Origin of the sequence: Rhodococcus sp. ACT016 (assembly GCF_050477185.1) — a bacterium.
Taxonomy (GTDB): domain Bacteria; phylum Actinomycetota; class Actinomycetes; order Mycobacteriales; family Mycobacteriaceae; genus Prescottella.
The window spans coordinates 4,638,053-4,653,208 of record NZ_JBEAET010000001.1 but is presented as its reverse complement, the minus strand read 5'-3'; the positions used below and the strand labels follow the sequence as shown (position 1 = coordinate 4,653,208).

At 67.2% G+C, this 15,156-nt stretch carries 16 protein-coding genes; 11 read left to right on the top strand and 5 right to left on the bottom strand.

What is annotated here, in order from left to right; translation table 11 throughout:
* Window positions 1-25: 25 nt before the first annotated feature.
* From ACQ5DX_RS21290 to ACQ5DX_RS21270, 5 genes are all read left to right on the top strand, one after another.
* On the top strand, window positions 26-979 hold the full coding sequence (locus ACQ5DX_RS21290) for an ABC transporter permease (protein WP_430330766.1): 954 nt from the start codon (window positions 26-28) through the stop codon (window positions 977-979).
* Window positions 972-2,078, top strand: a complete 1,107-nt coding sequence (locus ACQ5DX_RS21285; RefSeq protein WP_430330765.1) for an ABC transporter permease — start codon at window positions 972-974, stop codon at window positions 2,076-2,078. Before ACQ5DX_RS21290 ends, ACQ5DX_RS21285 begins: the two co-directional genes overlap by 8 nt.
* Window positions 2,075-3,142, top strand: coding sequence for an ABC transporter ATP-binding protein (locus ACQ5DX_RS21280; RefSeq protein WP_430330764.1), 1,068 nt, complete (start codon window positions 2,075-2,077; stop codon window positions 3,140-3,142). The genes ACQ5DX_RS21285 and ACQ5DX_RS21280 overlap by 4 nt, the downstream gene beginning before the upstream one ends.
* Window positions 3,142-4,131 carry an ABC transporter ATP-binding protein gene (locus ACQ5DX_RS21275; protein ID WP_430334464.1) on the top strand — a complete coding sequence of 330 codons (990 nt, stop codon included), beginning with the start codon at window positions 3,142-3,144 and terminating at the stop codon, window positions 4,129-4,131. The genes ACQ5DX_RS21280 and ACQ5DX_RS21275 overlap by 1 nt, the downstream gene beginning before the upstream one ends.
* 94 nt (window positions 4,132-4,225) lie before the next feature.
* Window positions 4,226-5,650, top strand: coding sequence for an amidase (locus tag ACQ5DX_RS21270; RefSeq protein ID WP_430334463.1), 1,425 nt, complete (start codon window positions 4,226-4,228; stop codon window positions 5,648-5,650).
* Between the two features lie 7 nt (window positions 5,651-5,657).
* Here the strand turns inward: ACQ5DX_RS21270 and ACQ5DX_RS21265 are convergent, their stop codons facing one another.
* Window positions 5,658-7,121, bottom strand: coding sequence for an MFS transporter (locus ACQ5DX_RS21265; RefSeq protein ID WP_430334462.1), 1,464 nt, complete (start codon window positions 7,119-7,121; stop codon window positions 5,658-5,660).
* 160 nt (window positions 7,122-7,281) lie between these two features.
* Between ACQ5DX_RS21265 and ACQ5DX_RS21260 the strand changes: the two genes are divergently transcribed.
* The 6 genes from ACQ5DX_RS21260 to ACQ5DX_RS21235 all read left to right on the top strand — a co-directional run bounded on the left by ACQ5DX_RS21260 (window position 7,282) and on the right by ACQ5DX_RS21235 (window position 11,355).
* Complete coding sequence (locus tag ACQ5DX_RS21260) at window positions 7,282-7,785, top strand: hypothetical protein (protein ID WP_430335765.1); 504 nt, start codon at window positions 7,282-7,284, stop codon at window positions 7,783-7,785.
* Window positions 7,786-7,851: 66 nt separating this feature from the next.
* A complete protein-coding gene (locus ACQ5DX_RS21255; RefSeq protein ID WP_430334461.1) occupies window positions 7,852-8,676 on the top strand; it encodes an RsiV family protein in 825 nt (274 codons plus the stop codon).
* A gap of 130 nt (window positions 8,677-8,806) precedes the next feature.
* Complete coding sequence (locus tag ACQ5DX_RS21250) at window positions 8,807-9,955, top strand: Rieske 2Fe-2S domain-containing protein (RefSeq protein ID WP_430334460.1); 1,149 nt, start codon at window positions 8,807-8,809, stop codon at window positions 9,953-9,955.
* Between the two features lie 2 nt (window positions 9,956-9,957).
* Window positions 9,958-10,179 (top strand): hypothetical protein, encoded by a 222-nt coding sequence (locus ACQ5DX_RS21245; protein ID WP_430334459.1) that lies wholly within the window; start codon window positions 9,958-9,960, stop codon window positions 10,177-10,179.
* A gap of 146 nt (window positions 10,180-10,325) precedes the next feature.
* Window positions 10,326-11,000 carry a hypothetical protein gene (locus ACQ5DX_RS21240; RefSeq protein WP_430334458.1) on the top strand — a complete coding sequence of 225 codons (675 nt, stop codon included), beginning with the start codon at window positions 10,326-10,328 and terminating at the stop codon, window positions 10,998-11,000.
* A gap of 217 nt (window positions 11,001-11,217) precedes the next feature.
* Window positions 11,218-11,355: a hypothetical protein gene (locus tag ACQ5DX_RS21235; protein WP_430334457.1), complete on the top strand. Its 138-nt coding sequence runs from the start codon at window positions 11,218-11,220 to the stop codon at window positions 11,353-11,355.
* Window positions 11,356-11,505: 150 nt separating this feature from the next.
* On the opposite strand, the gene ACQ5DX_RS21230 is transcribed toward ACQ5DX_RS21235, so the two are convergent.
* From ACQ5DX_RS21230 to ACQ5DX_RS21215, 4 genes are all read right to left on the bottom strand, one after another.
* Window positions 11,506-12,354: a 3-hydroxybutyryl-CoA dehydrogenase gene (locus ACQ5DX_RS21230; protein ID WP_430334456.1), complete on the bottom strand. Its 849-nt coding sequence runs from the start codon at window positions 12,352-12,354 to the stop codon at window positions 11,506-11,508.
* Between the two features lie 149 nt (window positions 12,355-12,503).
* On the bottom strand, window positions 12,504-12,674 hold the full coding sequence (locus tag ACQ5DX_RS21225; RefSeq protein ID WP_430334455.1) for a hypothetical protein: 171 nt from the start codon (window positions 12,672-12,674) through the stop codon (window positions 12,504-12,506).
* Between the two features lie 167 nt (window positions 12,675-12,841).
* Window positions 12,842-13,999 (bottom strand): acyl-CoA dehydrogenase, encoded by a 1,158-nt coding sequence (locus tag ACQ5DX_RS21220; protein ID WP_430334454.1) that lies wholly within the window; start codon window positions 13,997-13,999, stop codon window positions 12,842-12,844.
* A gap of 238 nt (window positions 14,000-14,237) precedes the next feature.
* Entirely contained in the window at window positions 14,238-14,960 is a 723-nt protein-coding gene (locus ACQ5DX_RS21215) for a TetR family transcriptional regulator (protein ID WP_430334453.1), read from the bottom strand.
* Between the last annotated feature and the right edge of the window lie 196 nt (window positions 14,961-15,156).

The window sequence follows — 15,156 nt, the reverse complement described above, 5'->3', positions numbered from 1 at the left end:
AGCACAGAAAGGAGGCGATGATGCGATGACGCGAACAGTGATCGACAAGTTGATCGAGCTGGTCGTCGTGCTCTTCATCGTCAGTCTCGGCACTTTCGCCCTCGTATCGTTCATTCCGGGCGATCCGTCGGTTGCGATACTCGGTGAGGGGCATGCGCCCGAGGATTATGCGCGGGTGCGCGCCGAGATGGGGCTCGACGATCCCTTCCTGACGCGGTACTGGCACTGGTTGTCGGGTGCGTTGCACGGCGATCTGGGTAACTCGATGGTTCCGCCGCAGGGGCCGGTGACCGACAGCATCAGCGCGGCGCTTCCGGTGAGTCTGCAGTTGGCGGTGATGGGCTTGTTCATCGCGATCGTCGTCGCGGTGCCGTTGGCGATGTACTCGGCTCGGCACCAGGGTGGTTGGATCGATCGCACGATCGGGGCGGGCACGTTCGCGGTGCTGTCGATCCCGAGTTTTCTGTCGGGTCTGCTGCTGATCATGGTGATGGTCAACTATCTGGGGTGGTTCCCGCGTTCGCAGTGGGTGCGGATCTCGGACAGCTTGGGGCAGAACCTGTATCACGCGATCCTGCCGGCGATCGCGATCAGTTTGTTGGAGATGGCGATGTTCACGCGGATCCTGCGCAGTGATCTGGTGATGACGCTGAAGGAGAACTTCATCCTGGTCGCGAAGGCGAAGGGCATGTCGAACGGGCGGTTGCTGTTCAGTGATGCGTTGCGGCCGTCGTCGTTCTCGTTGATCACGATGCTGGGCATCGTGCTCGGTTCGATGATCGGTAGCACCGTGATCGTCGAGACGTTGTTCTCGCTGCCGGGGATGGGTTCGTTGGTCGTGCGGGCGGCGCAGCAGGGTGACATGCCGATGGTGCAGGGTGCGGTGCTGGTGATCGCCGTGATCTACGTCGTCGCCAACGGTGTCATCGACATCTCCTACGGATACCTCGACCCAAGGAGCCGACGAGCCCATGTCTGAGACCACTACCGACGACATCGAGATGCCGGCCATCACGGGCCGGGTGCTGGACGAGTCGGATCCGGAGACCATTGTCGATCCCACCGATGCGGCCGAGCGTCGAAACCTGTACCGCGTGGGCGCGATCCTCACCGTGGTGGGTGTGATCGCGGCCGGTATCGGGCTGGCGCCGATGCTGGTGATGGGGGCGCGGGTCGTGATCTTCCTGATCGGCCTGATCGCGCTCTACATGGGTGTGCGGCGAATCGGGTTGGCGCGGTTCGGATCCGATTTCGACCTGACGTTCATCCTGTCCTGTGTGTGGTTGACGGTGTTGATCGCGGCGGCGATCCTCGCGCCGTTGCTGCCGCTGGCCGAGCACGAGGACACCACGAAAACCCTCAGCGCGAAGAGCTACGCGTCGCCGAGCCTGTTCTCGTCGCACCCGCTGGGCACCAACAACTTCGGTCTCGACATGCTCGCGCGGTCGATCTACGGTGCGCGGTCCTCGCTGATCGTGGCGGTGGCGGCCGTGCTGATCGGCATGATCGTGGGTGGCGCGATCGGCATCCTGGCCGGCTACTTCGGCGGCAAGATCGATCGGGTCATCGGCGTGCTGACCAACTCGCTGCTCGCCGTGCCCGCGTTGATCCTGCTGATCGCGCTGGCCTCGGTGCTCGAGCCGAACCTCCGCAACATTTCACTCGCACTGGCCATCCTGGCGATACCCAGTATGGTCCGCATCGCCAGGGCCAACACGCTCGTGTTCTCGCAACGTGAATTCGTCCTTGCCGCACGGGCTATGGGTGCCACCAAGTGGCGGGTGATGCTGCGGGAGATCGCGCCCAACGTCGCGCTGCCACTGGCATCGCTGGGCATGGTGATGATCTCGGTGATGATCGTCGCGGAGGCGTCGCTGAGCTTCCTCGGACTGGGTATCCAACAGCCGTCCCCGACGTGGGGAAACATGATCTCCGAGGGCCAGGGCAACGTCTTCGAGCAGCACCCGTACATCGTGCTGGTACCCGGCCTGTTCCTGTTCCTGACGGTGTTCTCGTTCAACATGGTCGGCGAGAAGGCCCAGAAGCGCACCGGCGGCACCCGGGAGGTGAAACTGTGAGCAGCAACAATCCACTCCTGACGGTGGACGGCGTGTCCACGAGGTTCCGCACCAAGCGGGGGCAACTCCGCGCGGTCGAGCAGGTGTCGCTCGAGCTCGACGCCGGCGAAACCCTGGGTCTGGTCGGTGAGTCCGGGTCCGGTAAATCGGTTCTGGGACAGACGATCATGGGTCTGGTGTCGGGCGGTGGCGGCACCACGGTGACCGGGGAGATCCGGTTCATGGGCCGGGACATGCAGGCGCTGACCCGCAAGGAGCAGCAGCAGGTGTGGGGCAAGGACATCGCGATGGTGTTCCAGGACCCGATGTCGGCACTGAACCCGTTCAAGCGGATCGGCACCCACCTCACCGAATCGCTGCGCGCGCATCTGGGGTTGGACAAGACCGCGGCCCGCGAACGCGCGATCGAACTACTGCGCAAGGTCCGCATCCCGGAGCCGACGCGGCGGATCGACCAGTACCCGCACGAGCTGTCCGGTGGTATGCGTCAGCGGGTGGTGATCGCGATGGCACTCGCGTGCGATCCCAAGCTGACCATCGCGGACGAGCCCACCACCGCCCTGGACGTGACGGTGCAGAAGCAGATCCTCGAGCTCCTCGACTCGCTGCGCACCGAGATGGGCATGGCCGGCATCCTCGTCAGCCACGACCTCGGAGTCGTTGCCGGACAGACCGATCGGGTCGCCGTGATGTATGCGGGCCGGATCGTGGAGACCGCGCCGACCCGGCAGCTGTTCGCCAGCCCCCGCCACCCCTATACCGAGGCGCTGCTGGCGGCGGTGCCGCGGCTCGAGCAGCCGCCGCACACCCGGCTCGAGTCCATCGACGGTGGTCTGCCGGACATGACGAAGCCACCGCGGGGGTGTGCGTTCGCGTCCCGCTGCAAGTATGCGCAGCCCACGTGCCGGGAGGTCGTGCCGACCCTGACGGCGTCCGCGGACACCGTCGGCGCTCGCCACCCGCACGAGGTGGCCTGCCATTTCCCGTTGGACGGCGTCGCCGACCTCGGAATGCCGGTCGCTGCGGGGGCCGATGATCGTGAGCTGGAAGTGGAGAGCATCTGATGGCCGGAAGTGGAGTTGCGCACCTGCGCAGGGACGAGGGGCCCGTGCTCGCGGTCGAGAACCTCGTCGTCGAGTTCCCGGCCGGGCGCGGCCAGACGGTGCATGCTGTGTCGGACATCAGCTTCGACCTGCTGCCCGGTGAAACCCTCGGCATCGTCGGTGAATCCGGCTGCGGCAAGTCCACCGCCGGGCGGGCCGTGCTGCAGTTGCCGGCGCCGAAGTCGGGCAGCGTGGCGATCGACGGTGTCGAACTGACGACGTTGAGTCCGTCTGCGCTGCGGAAGATTCGGGCACAGATGCAGATGATCATGCAGGACCCGATCTCGTCGCTCAATCCGCGACGCAAGGTCAAGCACCTGGTCACCGAGGGCCCGCGCATGTGGGGCCAGCGGAACACCGAACGCCTCGATCAGATGGGGCGGGAGTTGCTGCAGGCCGTCGGCCTGGACCCGGACATGGTGTGGGAGCGGCTGCCGGGAGAGCTCTCCGGCGGCCAGTGTCAGCGAGTCTGCATCGCGCGGGCGATGATGCTCAAGCCGAAGGTCCTCATCTGCGACGAACCCGTCTCGAGTCTCGACGTGTCGGTGCAGGCCCAGATCCTGAACCTGCTCGAGCAGACCAAGACCGAGTTCGAGCTCACGATGATCTTCATCGCCCACAACATGGCGGTGGTCAAGAACATCAGCGACCGGGTGATGGTGATGTACCTGGGCAAGGTGTGCGAGATCGCGCCCAGCGACGACATGGAACGCCAAGCCCGGCACCCGTATTCGCGGCTGCTGCTGGCCTCGATCCCCGACCCCGACGTGCACCGAGGAGAAGCGGACGAGACCCCGCAGATCGAGGGCGACCTACCCTCCCCACTCGACCCGCCGTCCGGTTGCCGATTCCGCACCCGCTGCCCACTGGCCACCGACCGCTGCGCCGCCGAGGAACCACTGCTGCGCGAGGTCGACGAAAACCATTACGTGGCCTGCCACAACGTCTGACACATTCATCTCTCGCGTTTTGCGCACTTGTCGCGAAAACTCCGGGTCTCGGAGAGCGATAAGTGCGCAGAACGCGGGAGTGGGAGGAACAGGTATGTCGATGGAGAGTTTGTTCGACGATCAGGACATGACCGGGCTGGCCGCCTCGATCGACCGCGGTGACGTGTCGGCGCGGGAGGTGGTGGAGTTCGCGCTGCGGCGTCTCGAGGAGCGCAACTCCACCGTGAACGCGGTCGTTGCCGACCGCGCCGAGGAGGCGCTCGCCGAGGTGGACGCCGGGCTGCCGGACGGTCCGCTGCGTGGAATCCCTTTCCTGATCAAGGATCTTCACGCCGATGTGGCGGGAATGCCGACGTCGAACGGTTCGCGCCTGTTCGCCGGGCGGGTCGCGGAGCAGGACACCGAGTTGGTGGCGCGTTACCGCCGAGCCGGACTCGTGATCATCGGCAAGACCAACACACCCGAGTTCGGCCAGAACGCGAGCACCGAACCGGTCCTGTTCGGGCCGACGCGCAATCCGCGGCGACTCACGCACGGGGTGGGCGGTTCGTCGGGTGGTTCGGCTGCGGCGGTGGCGGTGGGGATCACGCCCGCCGCACACGCCAGTGACGGCGGCGGCTCGATCCGAATCCCGGCCTCCGCGAACGGCCTCGTTGGTCTCAAGCCGTCGCGCGGTCGGATGCCGTCGGGGTCGCCGCTCGCCGGGCCGATGTCCGTGGAGCACGCCGTGACCCGCAGTGTCAGGGACAGCGCGCTGCTGCTCGACCTCACGTCGGGTCCCGCCGTCGGTGCACCGTTCGGCATCGCGCCGTCGGTGCGCCCGTACGTCGCGGAAGTGGGCGCCGATCCCGGCAAGCTTCGCATCGGGATCACCACCACCATGCCCGGTGGCGAGTCGGTCCACCCGGACTGTGCGGCAGTCGCGTCGAACGTCGGCGTCATGCTCGAGAAGCTGGGGCATCACGTCGAGACGGCCGCCCCCGTCTTCCACCCCGAGGCCCTCGGTGCGGCGATGCAGTATCTGATGTCCGCGCCGATGGCGGTGGAGATCGACCAGCGTCTGGCCGAACTGGGCCGGGAGTTGCGCGACGACGACCTCGAGACGATGGCGCGCGTCCAGTACGAGCGCTGCAAGTCGCAGTCCGTCACCGACCTGGCTGCCGCCTACACGGCACTCGAGCTGACCGCCCGCGAGATCGGCCGCTTCTTCACCGAGTACGACCTGTTGCTGACGCCGACGCTCGGTGCTCCCACACCGCCGCTGGGCCTGCTCGACGCGATGAATCTCGAGGCCATATGGAAGCATGCCGGCATCTACGGTGCGCTGACATCGCCGTTCAACAGCGGTGGGCAGCCGGCGATTTCCCTTCCGTTGGGCAAGGATTCGTCCGGAATGCCGTTGGGTGCGCAGCTCGTCGCCGGCCACGGCCGCGAGGATCTGTTGATCCGGGTCGCGTCGCAGCTCGAGGCCGCGTACCCGTGGAGCACATCGATCGCATGGCCCGCCGTGGCGGACTGAACACGCGTCATCGGGTGGGCGGTTGGACGGCGGGTGCCGTGACGTCGCAGTGCGGTTGGCATGCGACGTTCTCACCCGCCTCCTCCTCGGTCGGGACCTCGGCCGCGGTGTGCCGGGGAATCATCACCGCGGAGATCACCGCTCCGGCCACGAGCAGGCCGGCGCAGATGAGCATCGCGATCCGGAAACCGGTGGCGAACGCCGCGGGGTCGGCGAGGGCGTCGGCGCCGATTCCGGCCAGTGCGGGCAGCGCGGCGACCGCGAGCAGCTGACTGGTCCGGGCGACCGCGTTGTTGACGCCCGATGCAATCCCGGCCTGGTCCGACGACACCGACCCGAGCACGGCCGTGGTCAGCGGTGCGACCAGTGCCGACAGGCCGAGTCCGAACACCACGACGGCGGGCAGGACCTGCGTCGGATACGACGCGTGGGGTCCGATCCTCAGCATCAGCAGTAGCCCGGCGGCACCGAGCAGCGGGCCGAGGGTCATCGGGATCCGTGGCCCGTGTACCTGCGCCCAGCGCCCGGCCCGCGAGGACAGCAGCAGCATCAGGATCGTGATCGGCAGCGACGAGATTCCGGCTGCCAGCGGCGAGTACCCGGACACGATCTGGAGTTGGAGCAGCAGCAGGAAGAACACGCCGCCGAGCGCCGCGTATACCGCGAGGGTCACCAGGTTGGCGGCCACGAACACGCGCGACGCGAACAGTGAACTGGGCACGAGGGCGTACCGCGAGCGCCGTTCGACCACCACGAAGGCGCCCATCAGCACGACACCGACGACCGCCACCCACGCGGTCTGTTCGATCAGCCCGTACGTCACTGCGGCCAGCGCCGCGGCCGCGAGCACCGCCCCGGGCAGGTCGAGCCGCTCCGGTGGGTGCGGGTCCCGGGTCTCGGGCACGTGCCGGGCCGACACCCACACGACGGCGACGGCGAGCGGCAGATTGATGAGGAACACCGACCGCCAGCCCGCGACCTCGACCAGCCAGCCGCCGAGCAGTGGGCCGACGGCCGCGGCCACGCCGCCGAGCCCGGACCACAGGCCGATCGCGGCGCCCTGGTCGTCGTCGTCGAACGAGGCGGAGATGATCGCCAGGCTCCCGGGCGTCAGCAGTGCCGCCCCGACTCCCTGCAGCAGGCGGGCGGCGACGAGTGTGATCACGTCGGGCGCCAGCGCGCACAGTCCCGATGCGACTGCGAACCATATTGTTCCCCAGACGAATACGCGCCGTCGTCCCAGACGGTCGCCGAGCGCCCCGCCGAGCAGGATCAGCGACGCGAGGGTGAGGGTGTAACCGCTGAGCACCCATTGGGCCCCGGACACCTCGGCGCCGAGGTCCTCGGCGATGCGCGGCAGCGCCACGTTGACGACGGTGCCGTCGAGCATCGCGAGCGACGAGCCGAGAACGGTCGCGGTCACGACCCAGCGACCCCGCGCCGACTTCAGGTGGAGCTTCGGAGCGCTCATGTAATCGATGGTGCTCGCGGTGGGACCGCGCAGGAAGGTCGAGTCGGGAATCGTGAGGAGACGGTAAGAGTTGGGCGCCGCACCGCCCGACACCGCACGCGGGCGCATCCTGCCCACCTACCCTGCATCGACCGAGGAAGAACAGGACGAATGGAGCAACATGTTCTCGATGCGTGGTGGGGCGAAACTGCGGATGGCGGCGATCGTGATGGTGTGCGGCGCGGGGCTGGCGTCGACCGCGTGCTCGGATGGTGGGGACCCGCCGGCTCCTCCGAAGAGCACGACCACCACGGTGGCGCCGTCGCAGCCGCCGATCCCGGTGCCGACGACCGCCGAGCTCAATGCCAGCCTGCTGCGGGCGTTCGACGAGACCGTCCCGTCCGCCGAGAAGGTCACGCTCGTCCAGGGCGCGGATGCGGATCCCCAGCTGATCGACCAGGTGGTCGCGGCGGCGAAGGCCAACAAGGTCTCCGCTCAGGTCACGGACGTGACCGACCTCGGGGACGGCGCGGTGGCGGCGACCGTCGTCATGACACTCGACGGCCAGCCGGCGCCCGAGAGCATCGTCAACTTCGTCGCCGAGGACGGAGTGTGGAAGCTGTCTCAGGAGAGCGCGTGCGGGATCGTCAGCGTGGCGGGACTGACGTCGCCGGCCTGCGTCTGAGCAACGAGTCGATTCTCTTCCCGGCGTTGCCGTGCCGCCGCCGGCGCCGAGCGCGATGATGGGGCGATGGCGAATACTCCGATCGTCCGGGGAGTGGTCACGACGTTGACGGCCGGGATCCTGCTCGCCGTGGCGGGATGCTCCGGCACCACCGGCACCACCGGCAGCAAGCCGGAGTCGCTGGAGGTCACGGTGTCGGCGGCGCCGACGGCGATGTCGGCTCTGTCGAGCACCGCGGCGACCTCAGCGACCTCCGTGGCCTTCTCCGGGAACGAAACCGGTTACACCGCAACGACTGTGCGAATCTCGGGTGACAACGGCCGAGTCCGTTACGACGTCCTGGTGCCGCAGGTCGAGGGAGGGGATCCGGCCGTCACGGCGGAGTTCGACGAGTCGATGCGAGCGGCGTTGCAGGACCAGATCGACGGTTGGCCGGGGCAGCGGTTCTCGCTCGAGTCCACCGACCGATCCGCGGTGGTGCACATCGGTTCCCGGGTCGTCAGCGGACTTCTCGTCACGTCGTGGAACGCCGATCCGCCGGGCGCGCACCCGTCACCGCTGGTGGCGACGGTGGTGGTCGACGCCGACGACGCGCAACCGATCACGCTCGACCGCCTGTTCCCCGACCTACAGGCCGGTCTGAACAGGCTGTCCGAGGAATCCGCACGCCTGCTGCCCGACACCGCCGCCGGGCCGGAGTTCGAGCGCGAGGGCATCGAGCCGAAGCGGGAGAACTTCGCCAACTGGGTCGCAACCCCGGCGGGAATGGAGATCCACTTCACCGACTACCAGGTCGGACCGCACGCGATCGGCCTGGTCGTGGTGACGGTCCCGTGGGACCGACTCTCCGACGTCGTGGCACCCGACCTCCTCGGGGTGGTGTCGAGCTGACCGGCGTGGCCGGCGGGTGACCGGTCACCGGGAGAACCTCTGGAACCTGGGCTCGACCGACAGGAGATTGGAAAGTCGAGCGGAGCACTGCACAGCCCGTATGCGGCTCCGTGGAACGAAAGGATTGACCATGACCTCCGTGGATGCCGACACCGACGAGATCCGCATCATCGACCAGGGCACGCCTCCCGCTCGTTTCGCACGGGGCTGGCACTGCCTCGGACTGGCGCAGGAATTCCGGGACGGCAAGCCGCACTCCGTCGAGGCGTTCGGTACCAAGCTGGTCGTGTTCGCCGACAGCAAGGGCGCCCTGAAGGTGCTCGACGCGTACTGCCGGCACATGGGCGGCGACCTGAGCCAGGGCACCGTCAAGGGTGACTCGGTCGCCTGCCCGTTCCACGACTGGCGGTGGGGCGGCAACGGTCGCTGTACCGACATCCCCTACGCCCGCCGTGTTCCCCCGATCGCGAAGACCCGCGCGTGGAAGACGATGGAGCAGGACGAGCTGCTGTTCGTGTGGAACGACCCCGAGGGCAACCCGCCGCCGCCGGAGGTGGCGATCCCGGCGATCCGCACCGTGGACGCCGAGTGGACCGACTGGCAGTGGAAGTCGCTGGTCATCGACACCAACTGCCGCGAGATCGTCGACAACGTCGTGGACATGGCGCACTTCTTCTACGTGCACTACTCGTTCCCCACGTACTTCAAGAACATCTTCGAGGGTCACGTGGCGATCCAGGAACAGAAGGGCGTCGGCCGCGAGGACATCACCGAGTGGACCGACCCGGACGTGCCCAAGCTCGTCGGCAACACGTCCGTCGCCGCGTACCACGGGCCGTCGTTCATGATCGACGACCTCGTCTACCACTACGACAAGTACGACGTCGAGTCCGTGCTGATCAACTGCCACTACCCGATCTCCCCGAACCGGTTCGTGCTTCAGTACGGCATCTCGGTAAAGAAGACCGAGCAGGTCCCGGCCGAGATCGCGGACCAGCTGGTGGACGCGATGATCGGCTACATCGGTGTCGGGTTCGAGCAGGACATCGAGATCTGGAAGAACAAGACCCGCATCGAGAACCCGCTGCTGACCAACGAGGACGGCCCCGTCTACCAGCTGCGCCGCTGGTACGAGCAGTTCTACGTCGACGTCGCCGACGTCACCCCGGACATGGTGGACCGCTTCGAGTTCGAACTCGACACCACCAAGCCGGTAGAGGCATGGAAGGCCGAGGTCGCCGACAACCTGGCCCGCCGCGCCGCTGTGGAGCAGGCGTAGCCATGGAACCCGTCGAGTGCGACCGTTGCGGGTGCCGGGTGCTGGTCACCAAGAACAGCTGGCAGCACACCACGGTCCAGTGGACGGCCGAGGCGCGGGCGGCGTGCCAGGAGCTGGGGGAGGGGATGTCGGATCCGACGGCGCGCACGCGTAGTTGTCAGGCGATGCAGGATTCGATCGCCCGTGCCGCTGTCGAAGGGCGGATCACCGTCCTCGACGAGTGAGACCCGGTTCGACGGCATTCCGCGGAGGTCCCCGCGCTCGATCGACGAGCGCGGGGACCTCCGTCTCGTTTGCCGACGTTCCGTCCGGGATCGGGATCACCGTCCGCCTACCATCCGAGGGGTTGGCGCGCATGTAGGAGATTGTTGTGATCAAGGTGAACCAGGTCGTCTCGCCCGCGGAGGCGGAGAAGCTGCGCGACGTCGACCTCGTGGGTATCTGCCTGGGGGACCCGGCGGCGACCGACCGGCGGGTGGTCGACGCGGATACGTTCGCCGCGCTGCAGGAGGCGGTCGGTCCGCGAACGTCGCTGTATGTCGACGCGTCAGCGGGGTGTTCGCCGGATCGCGTCGTCGACGCCGTCGAGACGCTCCGACCCGCCTACTTCGAGTTCACGTCCGCGGATTCGGCGAAGGTCTCGGAGGTCGAGAGGCAACTGGACCTCCTGCGACGACTGACCGTCCCGAAGATCGCGAACGGCTTCTTCATCCTGAAGGACGATGTCTCCCTGCTCGACAGCCGGGAGCATCTGGACCGGCTCGTCGACGCCGGCGTCGCATACTTCCAGGTGGAGCTGGAATCGCTGATCGATCCGGGGTTCCGGATCTCGCGGTCGAACGTCGAGCGGATCGCGGCTCTGTTCGCCGAGTACCCGTGCATCGTCGGTGACGCGTGCAAGGCAGCGCCGGTTCCTCCGGAGATCGGTCAGGCGGGCGTCTACTTCAACCTGGGGAACGGGCGCGTCCGCAACTACGACTTCTCGGACAAACAGATCCCACTCTCGGGAATTGTCCGGGCATTGCGCTCGCTTTCGGTCGGCTGACCCGATTCGACCGCTTCTGTTCGCCTGTTCGACACCCGATCGTTCCGGGATCGTTGCCAGGTCACGTGAATATTGCTCACGGAGATTCGAGCAGGTCGGAAGTGAAATTGACTGTCTCGCAGAGTCTCTGCGCGGCGCCTCTACGTAGTCTCGTGGGCGTCGTGCAACACACCCCACGCGCAATGTGCGTACACACACTCACTCGAGGAGTTTCGACATGGGTTCTTCCGCCGCAGATCTCGCCCTGCTCAAGCAGATCCAGCCGGTTGTCAGTGGCGTCGGCACCATCATCGGTGGCATCGGTGCGGTCCTGGCAGTGATCGGAGCGCTGGGCGCCCTGTTCCCCGCCGCCTGACATTCGTCCGAACGCCTCCGGCCCGCTTCCCCACTCGGGGGGATGCGGGCCGGAGGTGGCTCCGTGGGCCTCGGCGGAAGTCTTGAAACAACCAGCGCCCCATCATCTCCCGAGAGACGATGGGGCGCTCGCTGTGGTTCGAGCTGTTGCCTACTTGTAGCTGTAGAAGCCCTGGCCGACCTTCTTGCCGAGATGTCCGGCATCCACCTTGCGGCGGAGCAGTGCCGGCGGCGCGTAGTTGGGCTGACCGAACTCGGCGTACATCGACTCGGCCGCGGCGAGCGCGACGTCCAGGCCGACGGTGTCGAGCAGCGTCAGCGGGCCCATCGGGTAGCCGCAGCCGCCCTTCATGGCCTCGTCGATGTCCTCGGCGGTGGCGTAGCCCGACTCGAGCATGCGGACTGCGTCGCACAGGTACGGGATGAGCAGCGCGTTGACGATGAAGCCTGCGCGGTCACCGGCGCGGACGGCCTTCTTGCCGAGCGTGTTCCGCGCGTAATTCGTCACCGTTGCTACAGTTTCTTCAGAGGTGACCAGGCTGACCACGATCTCCACCAGCGGCATGACCGGCACCGGGTTGAAGAAGTGGACGCCGACGACCTGCGACGGACGCTCGGTCGCGTTCGCGATCTTGATGACCGGGATCGACGACGTGTTGGTCGCCAGGATGCCGGACGGCTTCACGATCTTGTCGAGCTTGCCGAAGATGTCGGCCTTGAGGGCCTCGATCTCGGGAGCGGCCTCGATGACGAGGTCGCGGTCCGCGAACTCGTTGATGTCGAGCGTCACCCGGACTCTGCCGATGGCGGCGTCCGCCTCCTCCTGGGTGATCTTGCCGCGGGCGACGCCCTTGCTGATCGAGTTAGCGATGCGCGCCTGGGCGGCGTCGGCGAACTCCTGCTTGGTCTCGAGGACCAGGACGTCGCTTCCGGCCTTGGCACACACCTCGGCGATGCCGGCACCCATCGTGCCGCCACCGATCACACCAACTAGCTCCACAGTCGAATCTCCACTGTCGTCTCTTCACGTCGCCGGGCGGGCGACATGCTGTCAAGGGTCATTCTGCTATCGGGCGCCTCACATCGGTCACCCCGGCGTCGGAAGCTCCGACGCCGGGGTACCGGGTACAAGCGGGTGTCGTCGAAAGGTCAGCTGCCGAGGCTGCCGCCCCCGAGGCCGCCGAGACCGCCGCCGAGGCCGCCCTGACCGCCACCGAGACCACCACCGAGGCCTCCGCCGCCGTTGCCCTGACCGCCCATGAGGGCCATCAACTGGGCCAACACCTGCACCATCTCACCGAGAACGCTGATCGATCCCATGTGTACCAACTCCTCTGCGTCGGTCACGGCACCGGCCCCCGAACGAACTGCCCTCGCGGCAGTCCCCGTTCGATTCCTGCTTTCGATCACCGCGGCACCGTGTGTGCCGCACCCTCATTGAACGTCGAGGACCGCAGGCTGGGGAACCGTCGCAGCAGAACTGTGCGTCACTTGAGCAGTGCGCGTGACATCACCAGACGCTGGATCTGGTTGGTGCCCTCGTAGATCTGCGTGATCTTGGCGTCGCGCATCATGCGCTCGACCGGGAAGTCGGTGGTGTAGCCGGCGCCACCGAACAGCTGGACGGCGTTGGTGGTGACCTCCATCGCGACGTCCGAGGCCAGGCACTTCGCGGCGGCCGAGATGAAACCGAGGTTCTTCTCGCCACGCTCGGCGCGGGCGGCCGCGGTGTAGACCATCAGCCGCGCGGACTCGATCTTCATGGCCATGTCGGCGAGCATGAACTGGGTGTTCTGGAAGTCGGCGATCGACTTGCCGAACTGCTTGCGGTCCTTGGTGTAGGCGAGGGCCGCGTCGAAGGCGCCCTGCGCCAGACCGAGTGCCTGCGCACCGATCGTGGGACGGGTGTGGTCGAGGGTCTCGAGCGCGGTCTTGAAGCCGGTGCCGGGCTCGCCGATGATGCGGTCACCCGGGATGCGGCAGTTCTCGAAGTACAGCTCGGCGGTCGGCGAGCCCTTGATGCCCAGCTTGTGCTCGAGCGGGCCGACGACGAAGCCCTCGTCGTCCTTGTGGACCATGAAGGCGGAGATGCCGTTGGCACCCTTGTCGGGGTCGGTCACGGCCATGACCGTGTACCAGGTCGACTTGCCGCCGTTGGTGATCCAGCACTTGGAGCCGTTGAGGATCCAGTCGTCGCCGTCGGCCTTGGCGCGGGTACGCATGCTGGCGGCGTCGGAGCCGGCCTCACGCTCGGACAGGGCGTACGACGCCATCGCACCGGCCGCGATCTCGGGGAGCACCTGCTTCTTGAGGTCCTCGGAACCCTTGAGGATCAGGCCCATGGTGCCGAGCTTGTTGACGGCGGGGATCAGCGACGACGAGCCACAGACGCGGGCGACTTCCTCGATCACGATGCACGCCGCGACGGAGTCGGCACCCTGGCCGTCGTAGGCGTCGGGAACGTGGATGGCGTTGAATCCCGATGCGACGAGAGCCTGCAGAGCTTCTTCGGGGAAGCGCGCCTGCTCGTCGACTTCCTTCGCGTGGGGCGCGATCTCCTTCTCGGAGAGAGCGCGGATCGCGGCCCGCAGCTCGTCGTGCTCCTCGTTCAGCTGGAAGAGGGGGAAATCGGGGTTGCCGGCCATGGGGGACGCTCCTCGGGTGTGCAGGACGGTCGGTTGTTCGTGAACGGTCTGCTGGCAGCGAGCGGCAGCGAGCGGTGCTGTGTGTCCTGGGGCACTCAGTGCCACGGCTGTTCGTCGTGCTGTGGCATGCGCGCCGGATCGTTCCTGGTGTTCGTGTCCGATCGCGCACGTAGATCCACGAATGGCCCCAGTGAACCATGGCACTTAGTGCCAGTCAAGGGATGGGTACCCGGGTCGGTCACTCCGTCGCCTCGAGCTGCTGGCGCACGCGCCGCGCCACCTCCTCCGCCGGCGTCCCCGCCGGGTACGTCACAACCGTCACCGCGGTCCCGTCGGACGAGGTGGGGGCGGCGACCGAACCCGCGGTCGCGGACACGAACTTGCGCCGCAGCTCCGCGAGGGTCCGCTGCAGTTCGGCGGGGGTCGCGGCGTCGTCGCCACGGATCATCGCCCGCAGCAGGTAGTTGTGGCACGCCGTCACCGACGCCGCGAAACCGACGACGTCCAGCGGTTTCGCCGACGGAACCGCACCGCGCAGGTAGTCGGTGAACAGACGTTCGTAACGGTGCCCGGTCACCAGCTCGCGCTCACGCAGCGCCGGCACCCGCTGGACCACCTGGTACCGGCGCACGGACAGCTCGCGGTTCTCCCGGAACCGATCGAACACGAGCCGGGCGGCCTCGCACACCGCCACCCACGGATCCTCGGTGGTGGTCGCGAGGTACGCCGACGCCTGCTCGAGCAGCGATTCGTGATCGGCGAAGATCACGTCCTCCTTGGACCGGAACTGCCGGAAGAACGTGCGCCGCGAGACACCGGCGGCGGCCGCGACCTGATCGACGGTCGTCGCCTCGTAGCCGTGCTCGGCGAACAGCCGGATGGCCTGGTTCGCCACGTGGACCCGGAAGTCCGCGGTATCGCCGTTGTTGTCGGGTCCGGTGCCCTCGGCGCGCTCACTCATGGGTGCCAGTATCCACACTCTCCGGTGTCGCTCTGTTCGCCCGACCGATCCGTCCCGCTCGTCTGACCTGCCGATCTGGACCGTATTGCGCGGTGAGCGGATACTCACACATAGGCGCTGCCCGTCGTGGACGGCTTCCGCCTCAGGGAGTGTTCGCCCGACGACGGTGGTGCGAGCTGCCGCACTGGACAAGTCC